Here is a 14,889-nt window from a genome sequence, read left to right as displayed (position 1 = left end):
TCTCCTCACGCGTCAGACGACAGGGCAGCAAGGCCCTCGCCGCGCGTATAACCGACTGTGGTCACCACCGCGCGCTTGGCGGGCTTGGCCATCGGCTGCTCATTCTTTGCATCAAAGGCCGGAACGCTGGCCGCACCGTCAAGCGCAAGCGCTGCAAGCGCGAGACCAAGCGGAAACTGTGCTTCCATGCCGTGACCGGTGACGCCGCCATAACCGCGCAGCGTCGCACCCGGAAAAGCCTGCTCGAGAGCGGCCTTTTCCCGCACAGCCAATTCGACAACGCCGCTTGCGCCGGAAAATACGACCGTGTCTTCGGCAGCACCTGCAAGGCCTGCCATGCGTGCCAGACGCTTTTCGAGCTTGCCGTCGTCACGATTGCCACGATCGCCTTCAATGGCGTCGATCGCCGCATAGATATGCGCACCGCGTGCCGTCGCATGGGCGCGCTGTTCCAGCACCAGAAAGGCACCAACTGTGCCCATCATCATGCCGCCGCCATTGTCCGGCGAACGCGACCAGAGCGGCTGCCATTCACCCGTCGCATGGGCACGGATGCCTTCGACGAGCAGAAGAATATCGGCGCGTTCTGCAACGAAAGCACCACCAGCCAGCGTATGCGTGGACTGGCCGGACTTGATGCGATGGAAAGCCGTTTCGATGGCCGAAATGCCAGCCGCTTCTTCGCCCATAAAGGTGCGCGAGGACCCGGTGACCTTGTGAACGATGGAAATATTGCCGGCGAGAAGATTGGAGAGCTGGGCCAAGAACAGCGTCGGGCGCAGTTCTGTCGTCAGCTTTTCGTTGAGAAGCGCTTCGCGATCGTTGCGCTTCAGGCCTTCGTCAACGATCAGTGTGTCGACCTTGATGTCACGCTCGCCACCACCGGCAGCCACGATCATGTCCATGGAAGCACAGAGCTCTGCGTTTTCCTTCAGGCCCGCATCGTCGAGCGCCAGACCTGCCGAAAACACGCCGAGCCGCTGCCAGTTTTCCATCTGGCGCTGATCGCGCTTGGCGATCTGCGTCGACCAGTCGATTTCCGGCATGGGATGCACCGGATAGGGTGCAAAACGCTCGGTCTCGATACGCGGCACGATGGCCTGCGCTCCCGACAGAACCGCCACATGCGGTTCCTTGCCGACACCCAGGCAGCTCACGATACCGATACCGGTGATCACGACATCATTGTCAGACTTCATCATGTCCTCTTATCCCCGCCGGTTCAGCCCGGCAGGTTATCAAGCGTTCGCGGCAATCGCATCCATGAGACCGATTTCCTCGGCCCGTTTGCGGACGATCGGCGCGAGCGGAATTTCGCTGAACGGCATGGTGCGCAGCTTCAGTTGCGCATCGCAGACCTTCTTGCCATTGCTGGTGATCTTGGCCTTGGTCACGGCATAACCCGATCCCTCGTGCTCCAGAAACGCTTCGATATCGAGCACGGCATCCGGCTCGACGAATGTGCGCATCTTGGCGCCATCGACGGACATCAGGAACGGCATGGCGGCAAAATCGGTCGCAGCCAGAACCAGCATGCCCGAGGCCTGCGCCATGGTCTCGATCAGAAGCACGCCGGGCACGAGCGGCATGCCCGGAAAATGCCCTTCGAACACAGGGCTTTTCGACGGCACGATCGAGCGTGCCGTCAGGGTCTTGGCTCCGAGATCGACCGCTTCGATACGATCGATCATCTGGAAATATTCGAGAAGCATAAAGGCTCAAACAGCCGGGCAATCAGCCCTTGGCTGCCCTCAGCTCGTCGATCTTGGCGCAGAGGTTCTTCAGAACGAAGTACTCTTCGGTCGAAACCTTGCCTTCGTTGACTTCCTGCGTCCACTGTTCCAGCGGAATCTTGATGCCGAATTCCTTGTCGATCGCGAAAACGATGTCGAGGAAATCGAGGCTGTCGATTCCGAGGTCGTCGATCGTATGGCTTTCCGGCGTAATCGTCGCGCGATCGATTTCGCTGGTTTCAGCAATGATGTCGGCAACTTTGTCGAATGTAGCGGTCACGCCCATGTCCTCATAGAGAATATTGTAATCAGGTCCCCACATAGGGAAATCATTTTGGAATGCCAATGGCAAGCGGTGTCACCATAGACATTTGCGCCGCGACTGTTGCCGAAACAGCAATCGCAGCGTTCAGATTGCGCATCGTCTATCAGGCAGCCTTGCCTTCGACAAGCACCGTGCGGATGAGACCAAGCACCGCATCCGCATCGATACCGATGCAAACATGCTGACTCGGGTGCCCATCCCAGTCACCCGGCGGGAACGCCTTGCCATCCGGCTTCTGGATGGTCGAGCCATCGGCAATTCCACCACAGACGACGCGGATCGGGCCGCTGCGGGTTTCGAAAAGATCGGGACGTACGACATAAACGCAGGCGCAACTGTCATGGAGGACCATGCCGTCGCCAACGCGGTGATTGTAAAAATCGATGTAGAACTGCGACAGATCGTTCAGAAGCTGGACATCCTTGCCACCCTCCTTGGCCATTTCGGCAAGGTAGCTGCGCATCATCACCGTCTGCATGGTCACATCGAGGCCGACGACGGTGACGCGCCAGGGAGCCGTAAAGACGAGATCCGCGGCTTCAGGATCACCATGGATATTGGCTTCCGCCGCCACCGTGACATTGCCATGCACACCAAAGGAGCCGCCCATGATGATGACGTCCTTCACCAGTGCTGCCACATCGGGATCGGCCTGCAGAACCAGCGCCAAATTGGTCATCCGCCCGACCGCGACCAGCGTGATCTCGCCCGGATTGGCGCGGACGGTATCGATGATGAACTGATGGGCCGGACGCGGGTCGGCCTTGCGGGAAATCGTCTGCGGAATATCGATATTACCCAGGCCGTTATCGCCGTGGATAAAGGTCGGCCAGTGCCCGTTTTTGCGTTTCGGATCGAATTTTTCGCCGGAACCCTGCGCGACCGGCGACTCGATGCCCCAGGCTTCCGCGAGAAACAGTGCGTTGCGGGTGGTGATATCGATCGGTGCATTGCCGATCGTGGTCGTGATGCCGACCAGATCGATGTCGGGATGACGGTGCAGAAACAGCAGCGCCATCGCGTCGTCAACGCCCGGATCGGTATCGAAAATGACCTTGTGCATGACAAAAATTCCGGTTTTCAAAAGCTGCGGCACCATAACGTCGGATCACGGATGTGCAATCCCGTCACACCCACAGCATGAAATCATCCACCGTACCGTGAAGCCTCGCACCGCCGTTGCGCAGGCGAAGGTTCGGTGCAAGAAGGCGTCCGGCATTTCGCCCCCACCAGACTGCAAAGACAAAATCCCTTGGATATCGCTGCGCACCTCCTCATCGTCCTGTTTTTCGTGGCGATCCTCGCCGGTTTTGTCGATTCGATTGCGGGCGGTGGCGGGCTGATCACCATTCCATCCATGCTGATTGCCGGCATCCCTCCACTCGACGCGCTGGGCACCAACAAGCTGCAGGGCATGTTCGGCGCAACGTCGGCAACAATCTCCTACGCCCGTCGTGGCCATGTGCAACTGAAGACGCAGTTGCCGATGGCGCTGATGGCGCTGATCGGCGGCGGCGTGGGCGCGCTGATTGCCTCTGTCCTGCCGACCAAAATTCTCGGCTCGACAATCCCGTTCCTGCTGATCGCCATCGGACTGTTTTTCGCTCTGAAACCCAATCTCACCGATGTCGACAGCCACCGTCGCATCACGCCCTTCCTGTTCGGCGCCACCTTCGTGCCGCTGATCGGTCTTTACGATGGCGTTTTCGGCCCGGGCGCCGGCTCGTTCTACATGCTGGGATTTGTGCTTCTGGCCGGTTTCGGCATGCTGAAAGCAACCGCCCACACCAAGCTGATCAATCTCGGCTCCAATGTCGGCGGCTTCCTGATGTTCCTGGCGACCGGATCGATCCTGTGGAAGGTCGGCATCGTCATGGGCGTCGGCCAGTTCATCGGTGCGCAGATCGGCTCCAGCCTTGCCATGCGCATCGGCGCAAAGATCATCAAGCCGCTGCTGGTCATTTCCTGCTTTGCCATGGCGACAAAACTTCTGGCCGATCCGTCTCATCCGTTCCGGATCTGGCTCGGCTGGTAATCAGCCCTTCATCTTGAGCGAAAGCCCCGCCGCGACGAAGTGGACTTCGCTTGCCGCCGCCGCGACCTGCTGATGAAGGCGTCCTGCATGATCGCGAAACACCCGCGCCATTCTGTTTTCCGGCACGATCCCAAGCCCGACCTCGTTGGAGACGATGATCAGCCTGGCCTTGGCATCCGCAACATGGGCAGCAAGTGACGCCGACTGCGCGTCAATCGTATCTTCCGCCTCCATCATCAGATTGGTGACCCACAATGTCAGGCAATCGACGAGGATCACACGTTCCGGCGCATCGAGAGATTGAAGTGCTTCGACGAGCGCCATGGGCTCTTCATGTGTCTGCCACCCCTCGCCACGCTGCTGCTGATGAGCGCTGATGCGTGAGCGCATTTCATCATCATAAGCGCGGCCGGTGGCCACGTAATGCATCTCAAGCCCGCTTTCCAAAGCGAGCCTTTCAGCAAAGCCGGACTTGCCCGAGCGTGCGCCGCCAAGCACGAAAACCGAACCGGCAATCAGGCTCATGGTGCAGATATCCGTTTGAAATCAACAGAGAATGTGCCGCCGAAGCAGGGAGCCATGGAAGAGCGGACGATTCGTAGATTAGCAAGGCGTCCGCCCGGGTTGATCATAGTTCTGCTCCGGCGGCCCGACCGATCCCGACTATGCCCCACCCGGCCACGGCATGTGGCTCTGTCAGCAAGGCGAAGCGAGACGGTGGTTCGCAATACGATCGAATTGCCGGCGCGATCCAAATGGATGACAATCGAGTCTCGCCGATGTGGATATCGTCTTACGACAAGCATGCGCTGTCAATCGCAGCATGGCCCGACATCAGAACCATGACCATGCTATCAAGCGTTTATGGACAACGAGATGAAAGACAAAGGCTTCAGAACATCAACTCTGAAGCAAAAACGGTCCGGTACGCACTACCTAAATCCGGACCTGTTGGCGACATGGTCGCGGATGCATAGATATCGTCACATTCTTACCGGATCGTTATCCATTCACACAATGATCCCCTCCGGTGCATCTTTTTTCGATTTTTTCTGCGCGCTCGATGCCATTGTGGTGCGACCACCGTCGTCATGAAAGCCTGCCGAAACAGTTGATTTTTCTGGGAGAAGCCGTAGCGTCAGAGAACCGCTGCATGAATTACCGATCATATGAGGCTGGCCGCCAAGGCACATGTAAAAAAACAAACAGACAGCCTTGGCCCTCGATACGGCACATTATACCGCCGACCTCTGGACGCAGACACTTCGATTGAGACTGGGAGGTCTTGGATGATAAAAACCCTTCTCGCATCGGCCGCAGTCGGTTTGTGCTTCTGCGTCATGACGGGCACCGCACAGTCCGCCGATTGTGGCAGCGTATCGATCGCTGAAATGAACTGGGCCTCGGCGGGTGTCGCTGCTCATGTCGACAAGATCATTCTGGAAAACGGTTACGGCTGTTCGGTCGAAATCGTGCCCGGCGATACAATGCCGACCTTCACGTCGATGAACGAAAAGTCAGAGCCTGACATTGCACCTGAGTTCTGGGTCAATTCCGTGCGCACGCCGCTCGACGCCGCCGTCAAGGAAGGGCGGCTTATCCAGGCAGCCGAAATCTTGACCGACGGCGCGGTTGAAGGTTGGTGGATCCCCAAATTTCTGGCCGACGCTCATCCCGATATCAAGACGGTCGACGATGCGCTCAAGCACCCGGAACTCTTTCCAGCCCCGGACGACAAAACGAAGGCTGCGATTTACAATTGCCCATCGGGGTGGAGTTGTCAGGTTTCGACCGCCAATCTTTACCGGGCGATCGGCGCTGGCGAAAAGGGTTTCGAATTGGTCGGGACTAGTTCCGCCGCGGATCTAGACAACTCGATCGCCAACGCATTTGAGAAAAAGATCGGCTGGCTTGGCTACTATTGGGCGCCGACGTCGATCATGGGCAAATACGAGATGGTCAAGCTCTCCTTCGGCGTGCCGCACAACAAGATGGACTGGGACACCTGCACGGCAGTACCCGATTGCCCGACCGCCAAGGTAAATTCCTATCCGATCTCACAGGCCTTCACCATCGTCACAAAGGGCTTTGCCGACAAGGCCGGAATCGCGATGGACTATATGAAGGCCCGAAAATGGAGCAACGATACAGTCAACAGCGTGCTGGCCTGGCAGCGCGAGAACAACGGCAGCAATGAGAGCGCCGCCAGATATTTCCTCAAGGAGAACGAGGATGTCTGGACCAAATGGGTGACGTTTAACGTGGCGGAAAAGGTCAGGGCAGCGCTTTAACGACCGCCGCAACGCTCTCATGAAAGGCCGCCCTCACCCCTGTAGCGAGCGAAAGCACAAACCAACGCTGGAGAACCGCTGTCCAAAGGCGTCAGGCGAGCCTGAGCGACTTGAAAAGCCCGGCCGCCTCGGCCAGAAACAGCGAAAGTGAATCAGCGAGCGGCGGTCAGCCCTTCGTGTTGCGGCAAAGGGGCATGACATGGGCAAAATCTCTCCGATCGGAAACCGCGAGACGGTGTCAGACGGGCTTGATACCTTTTCCGTGGAAAACCAGGCATGGCTCGTGCTCTTGATGGAGAGCCCCAGCAATGACGATCTGCTGCTCGACGGCCTGCATCTCTATCTCGACCGGGCGAGCGAAGCGCGTTTCCTGAATTCGATGAAGCTGGAGAAATGCGGCGAGTGGGTTGGAAACAATGCCCCTGCCCGGCTGCAGATCCGGCTGAGCGAAGCAGCCAAATCGAGCAAGCATCCCGCTTATGGCGCATTCCGCACCGGCCTGTCGAAATCCGGCGGCCTTGAGCGTGCCTATCCGAAAGCGCCGGTCTGATTGACCCGCAGAGCGTCTGTCGGACGTCGTCCATAAAAAAACGGCTCGGGACCGATTGTGCCGAGCCGTTTTGATTCTACGTCGATCGATTAACGCTTGGCGGCGCGATCAACATCGCGGCCTGCGGACTGCGTTGCATCAACGGCGTTTGCCGTGTCCCGGCCCACGCCGCGAATGGTGTTGCCACATGCGCTCAGCGTCAGGAGTGCAACGAGGGTGGCGCCGAGGACGGTGACTGTTCCGATTTTCATGGTGGGAGCTCCGAAAGGATATCGATTGATTGCTTGTTGCGCCCAAGAAACGCGTCACTTCACGAAAGGTTCAATCGAAAGTGTGATTTATTTTCACCGCACACCAACCTAACGCTTTCTTCATTGCACAAACGCCAGACTGTATCGGCGTTGAAACGGGATCTGGCAGGATGGGTGAGTTCGAAACTGTGCCACGCGTGGTGGTTCTGACCGCCGGAGGCGCCAATCCTCAGGTGATGATAAACGCCCTCAAAAAACACTGGTCCGATCTTCATGTCATAGAGGAACGGCCGGAGAGCAAGGCAGTCATTCTCAAGCGTCGCGCACGACGTCTCGGCTGGCCGGCGGCGCTGGGCCAGCTCGCAACGATGTTGGCCTCCCGGCTCGGCAAGAATGTTGCCGCACGCCGCTCCCACGAAATTCTGAAAATCTACGGCCAATCGGCACAATCAGATCCGTCCATCCCCGTCGATCACGTCGACAGTCTCAACGACGAAGAATGTCATTCGCTGCTGTTGCGGCTCCAGCCTCAGGTGATTTTCACGATTTCCTGCAGACTGCTTTCCAGAGCGACGCTCGCGGCCTGCCCTTGCCCGGTCATCAATTTTCATGCCGGCATAAACCCGGCCTATCGTGGCCAGATGGGCGGCTACTGGTCACTGGTCGAACGCGACGGCAAAAATTTCGGTGCGACCGTCCACCTCGTGGATGCCGGCACGGATACGGGCGGCACGCTCTACGAACAGCGTGTCGCACCATCGAAGGGGGATTTCATCGCGACCTACCCTCTGTTGCTGACGGCAGCTTCCACGGACATCGCCATCAAGGCGATAGAAGATGTGCTGCATGGGCGCATCGCGGAAAAAGCGCAGACCGGCAATTCCGTCCTGCGTTTTCCTCCACCCGTCTGGGCATGGATATGGAACGGCATCAGCAAAGGCATCTGGTAGCCGTTTGGTCCTACTTTAAGCCGCAGCAGCCGAATCGATCGTCTCGAAAGCGGCACGGATACCTTCCGCGACCGCCTTGGCTGGTACCGACAGCTGCGGGCTGGTGAGCAGCCGGATGTCAAAACTGATCAGTTCCGGCAGACCTTCCTTCGCACCCAGTATCTGCATGTCACCGGTTATGTATGAACGCGGGAACGGGGCGATCGCCAGATCGGACACCACGGCCGCCCGCTGCGCCATCGTATGGGCGCTGGCATAGGCGATACGGTAGGGTCTTTTGTGCTTGTCGAGTTGCGCCAAGGCATCCTGCCGCCACACGCAACCGTCCTCCCACACGGAAATCGGCAGCGGATCGCGCAGATAGGCATTGCCGCATTTGGCGCCGGCCCAGACCAGCTTTTCCGTATGGATGATTTCACCCGCTGTCGGGAACGGTCGTGTGGCGCAGTTTATCAGCGCCAGATCCAGCCGTTGTTCATCCATGCGCTTGCGCAGCAACAGGCTCTGGTCGACGGTGACATCGACCATGATGCCCGGAAAACTCTCGCCAAAATCCTTGAGCAGTTTGGGCAGCAGCCGTTCCGCAATGTCATCCGGCGCTCCCAGGCGCACGACGCCGGACAGTTCCGGCATGACGAAACGCGACACCGCTTCATTCGACAGCGCGAGCATGCGCCGCGCATAAGACAGCAGCATCTCTCCATGCTGCGTCAGCGTCACAGATCGGGCATCACGCAGGAAGAGCACTGTCTTCAGCTGCTCCTCAAGTTTCTTGATCTGCATGGAAACGGCCGAAGGTGTGCGCAGGACCGCTTCCGCGGCCGTCGAAAAATTGCCCGTTTCGGCAATCGCTACAAAAGTTCTCAGAACATCATTGTCGAGCAGTGGAAGCGGCGATCGAAAAGGCGTGGACATGATCTGACCTTCAATTTTTCTGAACTTAAGCACCATATCATTTCGTTTGATTGAACGTCAAGCCGATGCATAATACGCCTACTGATTGATCTATTTGATCGCATTTGAGGCGGAGCAAGGCGCGAAAGCGCAATTTGCGCCACACATTCCGATGAATGGAAACAAAACCATTCACCTGATTGATGACAAGAGCACGAGATCTGTCCGCTGGAAGCCACGCACAGATCGACCAACACAGGAACGGAGGAGGCCACGATGGCCATGTTCACGTCACATCACGCCCACAAGTCCAACTCAGTATTCGGCGCCGTCTGGGCTATTGCCGTCGGCAGCATCGCAGAAGTCAGGGCCTCCTGGCGTCGGCGCAAGAATGCCGAACTGATCCAGAGCATGCCCGCCGAACTGCGCAAGGATATCGGCTGGCCCACAAGCGACATCCTCAACGAGAAGAACGGCGATATTCGCCATTGATTGCGGACTATTGCTCACATTCGCTCGGCGGAAACGCTTTTCATCCAATACCATATGCCGGATGCCTTCAAATCCTGAGGCACCCGGCATTTTTCTTGGGCTCAGGTCGCGGTGTCGCAAAAAGAATGCATAGAATCCGGCACTTTGCCGGGTGCGCCGCGGATGCAGGGATTTGTGTCGCTTTTTGAACATTAACAATGCATAGTTTCACGCGAGGGATTGACATTCGTCACGGAGTTCTCGGCATGAACAAGTTGCAGACCAAAAAGCGTTCGATTGCCTTCTTCCTCGTCCCCCACTTTACAATGCTGCCATTCGCGGCCGCGGTCGAAACCCTGCGCATCGCCAACCGCATGCTCGGTTACACCGCCTACACATGGCGCCTCTGTTCCACCAATGGGGAAAAGGTCTACTCCTCATGCGGCATCGGAATTGAAGTGAACTCCTCCATCGCTGACGAACGCAAGGCCCTCGGCGGCGAACATCGCCCCGACATGGTGCTGGTCTGTTCCGGCGTTTATGTCGAAGAATTCCAGAACAAGACCGCCAGCGCTTATCTGCGCGAGACCTATAACCGCGGCATTGCCGTTGGCAGCCTCTGTACCGGCGCCCACCTGCTGGCGCAGGCGGGGCTTCTCAACGGCAAGCGCTGCGCCATCCATTGGGAAAACCTGCCCGGTTTTTCCGAGGCCTTTCCGCAGGCGGAAGTTTACGCCGATCTCTACGAGGTCGACGGCAACATTTACACCTGCGCCGGTGGCACCGCCTCTCTCGACATGATGCTGAACCTAATCGGTCAGGATTTCGGTGAAAACCTCGTCAACAGGATTTGCGAACAGCAGCTGACCGACCGCGTCCGCAATCCGCATGATCGTCAGCGCCTGCCGCTGCGCGCCCGCCTCGGCATCCAGAATTCCAAAGTTCTGTCGATTATCGAGGTCATGGAGGCAAACCTTGCGGAGCCGTTGTCGCTCGTCGAGATCGCCGACAATGCCGGCCTGTCGCGTCGGCAGATCGAACGGCTGTTTCGCCAGGAGATGGGACGCTCCCCTGCCCGTTATTATCTCGAAATCCGCCTCGATCGCGCCCGCCATTTGCTGGTGCAATCGTCGCTGCCTGTCGTCGAAGTGGCCGTTGCCTGCGGCTTTGTTTCCGCGTCGCATTTTTCCAAATGCTACCGCGAAATCTACAACCGATCGCCGCAACAGGAACGCGCCGAGCGCAAACTGACGACGAACACGGTTCGATCGGGTGTCGTCGCCTGATTTGCCAACACTAAAACGCAAAACGCCGCCCGTGAAGGCGGCGTTTTGATTCAATATGTTCGCCTCAGGCGATGGCTTTGCGCGCCGGCACGCTACCCTTGTTCCGCTCCTGCATGGAGCGGATCTGGATGAGCGTATCGAGGTTCTGGTTGACGCGGCAATAGAACTCTTCGTCGATGAACGGCCGCAACATGAAGTCGTTGCCACCGGCTTTCAGGAAACGTGCAGACAGCAAGCGGTTGTCGGAAGACGACACGCCGATAATACGCAACTCGTGGCTGCCACGGACAGAGCGAATGCGACGCGTCAGTTCAAAACCATCGATATCGGGCATGTTATAGTCGGTGACGACGAGGCCGATATCGGCATTCTTCTTGAGAAGCTCGAGCGCCTTGGCACCGTTCTCCGCTGTGCTGACACGGAAATTGTAGCGTTTCAGACGGCTGGACAGCAGCGCCCGCGCAGTCGGGCTGTCATCGACGATCAGCACGTGATGCTGGTGGTTGGTGAGGAAGCGGCAGACCGATTCGGCCAGCATATCCACGGCAAAGACATTGTCCTTGAGGATATAATCGACCACGTCCTGCTTCAGCAGCTTTTCGCGCGTGTCCTCATGGAACGTGCCGGTAAAGACGATGACCGGAATGCTGAGATCGATCAGATATCCCAGCGCTTCGCCATTCTCGGCGCCTGGCAGATTGATGTTCGAAATCGCCAGCGTAATCGGATCGGTCGAGCGGTCGTAAGCCAGCTGCAGTTCTTCGAAATTGCGGCAGATTTCCACCTCAATACCGAACAACTCGTCCAGCCGTTTACTAATCATAGACGTAAAGACATTGGAGTCTTCCGCCAGAAGTATTCGTGCGCCTGCAAGATCCTGACCGGAATAGTGCATTCCGGAGATGCCGAGAAAAGTCATAATGCCCCTATCAGTGAGATACTGTCCCCTGATGGCACATATTATTGAAGACGTTTTTCGGAAGCGTTAATTGCGCAAGACATCTTGATGACAGACAGCAAAAAATCAAAGATCCGCTTTTATTCTTGCTGCCTGCAATCTGCGCGCCGGAAAACCTTTCAATCAGGCACCGCCACGCAAGTCCTCGTCCTTATCCGGAACCCAGTTCGGCTTGCCGCGATGTAACACGATCTCCTGCTGCGGGAATGGAATGTGTATATTCGCCTGGCGGAAAGCCTTGAGAATATCGGCACGCAACGTGTTGCGAATACGCAGGCCCGCATCCATGTCCGCCAGATGATAACGCAGCTCGAAATCCAGCGAGGACGCACCGAAGCGCAGGAATTCGACATGTGGCTCCGGATTGCGAAGGACTTCGGGAACCTCCTTGACCAGGCCAAGCAGGATATCGATCACCTTCTGCGGGTCGGCGTCATAGCTGGCAGAGACCGGGATCTCGTTGCGCTGGATGCGGTTTCTGTGGGTCCAGTTGCCGACAGGCGCGTTGATCAGCTCGGAATTCGGCACGATGATCGACTGTTTACGGAATGTCTCGATTTCCGTGGCGCGCACCGAAATGCGTTTGACGATGCCTTCGGTCGTGCCGGTGATGACATGGTCACCGACCTTGAACGGCCGCTCGACCAGAAGGATGAGGCCAGACACGAAGTTCGACACGATGTTCTGCAAGCCGAAACCGATACCGACCGAAAGTGCCGAAGCGACAAGCGCAAAACTTGAGAGATCGATACCCGCCGCCGACACGCCGATCAGCGCCGCCATGCCGACGCCGAGATAACCGATACCGGTGCGCACCGAGTTGCGCACACCGGTATCGACCTGGCTGCGCGCCATAACATTGCCGTCGATCCACTTCTGGATCCAGCCTGTCACGACATAACCGGCGGCAAACAGCAGGATACCGCCGAAAATGCTGACGATGGAGATCGAGATGTTGCCGATCGTGATGCGTGTGAAGAACTGGTAGACCCAGGACTCGATGTCGGTGAGCTGAAATCCCCAGGTGATGAGGATCAGCGGAATGCCAAAGACCAGTGCAAAGGCATAGATGCTAAGCCCGGCCAGCAGACCCGTCTGATCGAGCCCGACATCCCCAAACTTGAACCGCTCAGCCAGCTTGTTGCCGGCCGAGGTATTCTTGAAGGCGCCCTGCTTGGAAACAGCCTTGCCGGACAGAAGACCGATATAGATCAGCACGACCACCGCGCCGGTCAACACGATCTGCGTGGCGCCGAAACGGGCAAGGCCGACATAACCGGCAATGACAGAAAGAATGAGCAGAAGACCCGCCAGCCGCAACAGGATGCGAACGGCGCGCGGCCATGCATGACCTTCTCCGTCAGACGCTTCATCCGCCGAGAGGATCGGTTTGACGAAGGAAACACCGATAAGGATCAGGCCGATGACGAACGCCGCGATGATGCTCTTGGCGATCGTGACGACCAGCGGAGAGTTCAGCGCTTCGCTGACGGCGCCCAACATATAATCGAGACCATTGACCACAGCCATGGCAATCACGGCTGCCGTCAACAGCCGTGCGCCACTATCGGTGACGCGCACCAGTCGCCAGTTCGGGTCTGACGGGGCGAGCACCGATGTGCTCAGGTGCCAGACAAAATAGATGAACCAGACGAACCCGAAAAAGGAAGCGATCATCGACGACACGTCGGGCCGCAGGACGTTGAAACCGTCAAGGAAGAAGTAGGACGAGACCAGGAAAGCCGCGAGCGACATCGTCTCGATCACCGTCGACCAGAACGCCACCGACAGGCGACGCAGATAGGTCGGCGCTTCGTCGCCAACGACCTTGCGGTGGATCAGGCGCCCGAACAGACGATAGCCACCGAGAAGAAACAGCAGGCCGGCACCAAGCGACAGGACCAGCGCACCGATCAGCTGGTACTTCTTGTAGCTCCAGACAAAGCCGGACCAGCCGGAAATCGTACGGGCAAAATTCGAAATTTCAGTAACCGTCGCCTGCCCCGCTTCGGCGAACAGATCCATCGACATATCGGTATGGCGAAACAGCGTCTGGGCAAACAGGTTGCGGCGCAACGTCGTGATCGTGTTGCCGAGCTGATTGGCGCTTTCCGAAAGACTGGTGGCGTTTTCAGCCACGACGTTGAGTTCCGCGCGCTCGTTCAGCAACCGGTTGCGCTCTTGGGACACCAGCGGTGGCTCCGCGGGCTGCCCTTCCTTCGGCGCCTCACCCAGAGCCGTCAGACGGTCACCGATCTGTTTTTCGCGATCCTGCAGCCGTGTCGATGTCGCCTGCATTTCGCCTGCGATTTCCTCGGCGCGGACACGAAGTTCGGCAAGGCTGCCATCGTCATCGATATCCTGCTGAACACGCTTTTGAAACGTATCGAGCTGTGAGCGGATGGTCGCCAGATTGGCCCGCATTTTAGCGTTGATCGAATCCGCTGTGACCTGACCCTCATTCGGGTCGGGAGCTTCCGCCGCGGGCGCAGCCGGCGCTGGCGCAGGCGTGTTAGGCACTGGCGCAGCCGGCTGCTGGGCATCTGCCGGTGCCGCAGCCGGAGCCTGCTGCTGCGCCATGGCCGGCGAAGACAACGCTGGCGACAGGGCAAAGGCGCCAAGCTGGAGAGCGATCAGTGCGGCCGCGGCAAAGCGGCTTTTCGTTCTCATATCGGACACGCGAATACTCGTCTCTTCAAGGGTTGGTCCGCGCCGCGCGCAGAGAATCGGCGGGAAGATAGGCACAGATCACGGCGAAGGAAAGGAATGACAAAAACCAATCGCCTATATCCTGTATTTTGAGGGGTTTAGCTGAATAGTTTGGAACCTCGACGCCACGGCTGCGTTCACCCCGGCAATATTTCAACAGGGGTAAGCACCATGGAACAGGCAGGTATCGGCTGGATCGCAGCCATCATCATCGGCGGCATCGCAGGCTGGCTGGCAGAAAAATTCATGCGCAGCGACATGGGCGTGTTCATGAATATTCTGCTGGGCATCGTCGGCGCCATCATCGCCAACGCCATCCTCGGCGTCTTCGGCATCGTGCTGGGCGGCTGGATCGGCTATCTCATCGCCGGCTTTATCGGCGCATGCATCCTGATCGGCGTCGGACGCGCGATCAGGCGCTAGCCGTTCCAGAGAG

16 protein-coding genes are annotated in these 14,889 nt (G+C 58.0%); 7 read left to right on the top strand and 9 right to left on the bottom strand.

What is annotated here, in order from left to right:
- Window positions 1-5 precede the first annotated feature (5 nt).
- From AAIH70_RS11040 to AAIH70_RS11025, 4 genes are all read right to left on the bottom strand, one after another.
- Window positions 6-1,199, bottom strand: a complete 1,194-nt coding sequence (locus AAIH70_RS11040) for a beta-ketoacyl-ACP synthase (protein ID WP_207908231.1) — start codon at window positions 1,197-1,199, stop codon at window positions 6-8.
- 39 nt (window positions 1,200-1,238) lie between these two features.
- On the bottom strand, window positions 1,239-1,712 hold the full coding sequence (locus AAIH70_RS11035) for a 3-hydroxyacyl-ACP dehydratase FabZ family protein (RefSeq protein WP_132272276.1): 474 nt from the start codon (window positions 1,710-1,712) through the stop codon (window positions 1,239-1,241).
- A gap of 22 nt (window positions 1,713-1,734) precedes the next feature.
- Window positions 1,735-2,019 (bottom strand): acyl carrier protein, encoded by a 285-nt coding sequence (locus AAIH70_RS11030; RefSeq protein WP_112730324.1) that lies wholly within the window; start codon window positions 2,017-2,019, stop codon window positions 1,735-1,737.
- A gap of 142 nt (window positions 2,020-2,161) precedes the next feature.
- Window positions 2,162-3,121, bottom strand: a complete 960-nt coding sequence (locus AAIH70_RS11025; protein WP_132272275.1) for a nucleoside hydrolase — start codon at window positions 3,119-3,121, stop codon at window positions 2,162-2,164.
- A gap of 189 nt (window positions 3,122-3,310) precedes the next feature.
- On the opposite strand from AAIH70_RS11025, the gene AAIH70_RS11020 reads away from it, so the two are divergent.
- The gene (locus AAIH70_RS11020) at window positions 3,311-4,093 is read left to right on the top strand and encodes a TSUP family transporter (protein ID WP_348639708.1); all 783 of its coding nucleotides are present in this window, start codon (window positions 3,311-3,313) and stop codon (window positions 4,091-4,093) included.
- On the opposite strand, the gene cobU is transcribed toward AAIH70_RS11020, so the two are convergent.
- A complete protein-coding gene (gene cobU, locus AAIH70_RS11015) occupies window positions 4,094-4,618 on the bottom strand; it encodes a bifunctional adenosylcobinamide kinase/adenosylcobinamide-phosphate guanylyltransferase (RefSeq protein WP_132272273.1) in 525 nt (174 codons plus the stop codon). It lies immediately after the preceding gene.
- A 767-nt stretch (window positions 4,619-5,385) separates the two neighbouring features.
- Here cobU and AAIH70_RS11010 point away from each other — a divergent pair.
- Together AAIH70_RS11010 and AAIH70_RS11005 are read left to right on the top strand one after the other, a co-directional pair.
- Entirely contained in the window at window positions 5,386-6,384 is a 999-nt protein-coding gene (locus tag AAIH70_RS11010) for an ABC transporter substrate-binding protein (RefSeq protein ID WP_165931954.1), read from the top strand.
- 199 nt (window positions 6,385-6,583) lie between these two features.
- Window positions 6,584-6,934, top strand: coding sequence for a hypothetical protein (locus AAIH70_RS11005; protein WP_132272271.1), 351 nt, complete (start codon window positions 6,584-6,586; stop codon window positions 6,932-6,934).
- An 89-nt stretch (window positions 6,935-7,023) separates the two neighbouring features.
- Here the strand turns inward: AAIH70_RS11005 and AAIH70_RS11000 are convergent, their stop codons facing one another.
- Window positions 7,024-7,185, bottom strand: a complete 162-nt coding sequence (locus AAIH70_RS11000) for an entericidin (protein WP_112730338.1) — start codon at window positions 7,183-7,185, stop codon at window positions 7,024-7,026.
- A 170-nt stretch (window positions 7,186-7,355) separates the two neighbouring features.
- Here AAIH70_RS11000 and AAIH70_RS10995 point away from each other — a divergent pair, with 170 nt between their 5' ends.
- Window positions 7,356-8,135: a formyl transferase gene (locus AAIH70_RS10995; protein ID WP_132272270.1), complete on the top strand. Its 780-nt coding sequence runs from the start codon at window positions 7,356-7,358 to the stop codon at window positions 8,133-8,135.
- 15 nt (window positions 8,136-8,150) lie between these two features.
- On the opposite strand, the gene AAIH70_RS10990 is transcribed toward AAIH70_RS10995, so the two are convergent.
- Entirely contained in the window at window positions 8,151-9,050 is a 900-nt protein-coding gene (locus AAIH70_RS10990; protein ID WP_132272269.1) for a LysR family transcriptional regulator, read from the bottom strand.
- A gap of 255 nt (window positions 9,051-9,305) precedes the next feature.
- On the opposite strand from AAIH70_RS10990, the gene AAIH70_RS10985 reads away from it, so the two are divergent.
- Both AAIH70_RS10985 and AAIH70_RS10980 read left to right on the top strand, forming a co-directional pair.
- The gene (locus AAIH70_RS10985) at window positions 9,306-9,521 is read left to right on the top strand and encodes a hypothetical protein (RefSeq protein ID WP_245519042.1); all 216 of its coding nucleotides are present in this window, start codon (window positions 9,306-9,308) and stop codon (window positions 9,519-9,521) included.
- Window positions 9,522-9,766: 245 nt separating this feature from the next.
- On the top strand, window positions 9,767-10,786 hold the full coding sequence (locus tag AAIH70_RS10980) for a GlxA family transcriptional regulator (RefSeq protein ID WP_132272268.1): 1,020 nt from the start codon (window positions 9,767-9,769) through the stop codon (window positions 10,784-10,786).
- 64 nt (window positions 10,787-10,850) lie between these two features.
- On the opposite strand, the gene AAIH70_RS10975 is transcribed toward AAIH70_RS10980, so the two are convergent.
- Complete coding sequence (locus tag AAIH70_RS10975; protein WP_132272267.1) at window positions 10,851-11,705, bottom strand: response regulator; 855 nt, start codon at window positions 11,703-11,705, stop codon at window positions 10,851-10,853.
- Window positions 11,706-11,867: 162 nt separating this feature from the next.
- Window positions 11,868-14,414 (bottom strand): mechanosensitive ion channel domain-containing protein, encoded by a 2,547-nt coding sequence (locus tag AAIH70_RS10970; protein WP_245519076.1) that lies wholly within the window; start codon window positions 14,412-14,414, stop codon window positions 11,868-11,870.
- A 210-nt stretch (window positions 14,415-14,624) separates the two neighbouring features.
- Between AAIH70_RS10970 and AAIH70_RS10965 the strand changes: the two genes are divergently transcribed.
- Window positions 14,625-14,876, top strand: a complete 252-nt coding sequence (locus tag AAIH70_RS10965; protein WP_132272265.1) for a GlsB/YeaQ/YmgE family stress response membrane protein — start codon at window positions 14,625-14,627, stop codon at window positions 14,874-14,876.
- The last annotated feature ends 13 nt before the right edge of the window (window positions 14,877-14,889 follow it).

It is taken from the genome of Neorhizobium sp. BT27B (genome assembly GCF_050455485.1).
Classification (GTDB): domain Bacteria; phylum Pseudomonadota; class Alphaproteobacteria; order Rhizobiales; family Rhizobiaceae; genus Neorhizobium.
Note: the sequence above shows the minus strand (reverse complement) of the source record. Positions and strands in the feature narration are given on the sequence as shown.

What these genes read in the sequence shown, in the direction of transcription:
- AAIH70_RS10980 (WP_132272268.1), top strand. Translation starts at nt 9,767, where the DNA reads ATGAACAAGTTGCAGACCAAAAAGCGTTCGATTGCCTTCTTCCTCGTC.
- AAIH70_RS11025 (WP_132272275.1), bottom strand. Translation starts at nt 3,121, where the DNA reads ATGCACAAGGTCATTTTCGATACCGATCCGGGCGTTGACGACGCGATG.
- AAIH70_RS11040 (WP_207908231.1), bottom strand. Translation starts at nt 1,199, where the DNA reads ATGAAGTCTGACAATGATGTCGTGATCACCGGTATCGGTATCGTGAGC.
- AAIH70_RS10995 (WP_132272270.1), top strand. Translation starts at nt 7,356, where the DNA reads ATGGGTGAGTTCGAAACTGTGCCACGCGTGGTGGTTCTGACCGCCGGA.
- AAIH70_RS10965 (WP_132272265.1), top strand. Translation starts at nt 14,625, where the DNA reads ATGGAACAGGCAGGTATCGGCTGGATCGCAGCCATCATCATCGGCGGC.
- AAIH70_RS11030 (WP_112730324.1), bottom strand. Translation starts at nt 2,019, where the DNA reads ATGGGCGTGACCGCTACATTCGACAAAGTTGCCGACATCATTGCTGAA.
- AAIH70_RS11005 (WP_132272271.1), top strand. Translation starts at nt 6,584, where the DNA reads ATGGGCAAAATCTCTCCGATCGGAAACCGCGAGACGGTGTCAGACGGG.
- AAIH70_RS10990 (WP_132272269.1), bottom strand. Translation starts at nt 9,050, where the DNA reads ATGTCCACGCCTTTTCGATCGCCGCTTCCACTGCTCGACAATGATGTT.
- cobU (WP_132272273.1), bottom strand. Translation starts at nt 4,618, where the DNA reads ATGAGCCTGATTGCCGGTTCGGTTTTCGTGCTTGGCGGCGCACGCTCG.
- AAIH70_RS10970 (WP_245519076.1), bottom strand. Translation starts at nt 14,414, where the DNA reads ATGAGAACGAAAAGCCGCTTTGCCGCGGCCGCACTGATCGCTCTCCAG.
- AAIH70_RS10975 (WP_132272267.1), bottom strand. Translation starts at nt 11,705, where the DNA reads ATGACTTTTCTCGGCATCTCCGGAATGCACTATTCCGGTCAGGATCTT.
- AAIH70_RS11000 (WP_112730338.1), bottom strand. Translation starts at nt 7,185, where the DNA reads ATGAAAATCGGAACAGTCACCGTCCTCGGCGCCACCCTCGTTGCACTC.
- AAIH70_RS10985 (WP_245519042.1), top strand. Translation starts at nt 9,306, where the DNA reads ATGGCCATGTTCACGTCACATCACGCCCACAAGTCCAACTCAGTATTC.
- AAIH70_RS11035 (WP_132272276.1), bottom strand. Translation starts at nt 1,712, where the DNA reads ATGCTTCTCGAATATTTCCAGATGATCGATCGTATCGAAGCGGTCGAT.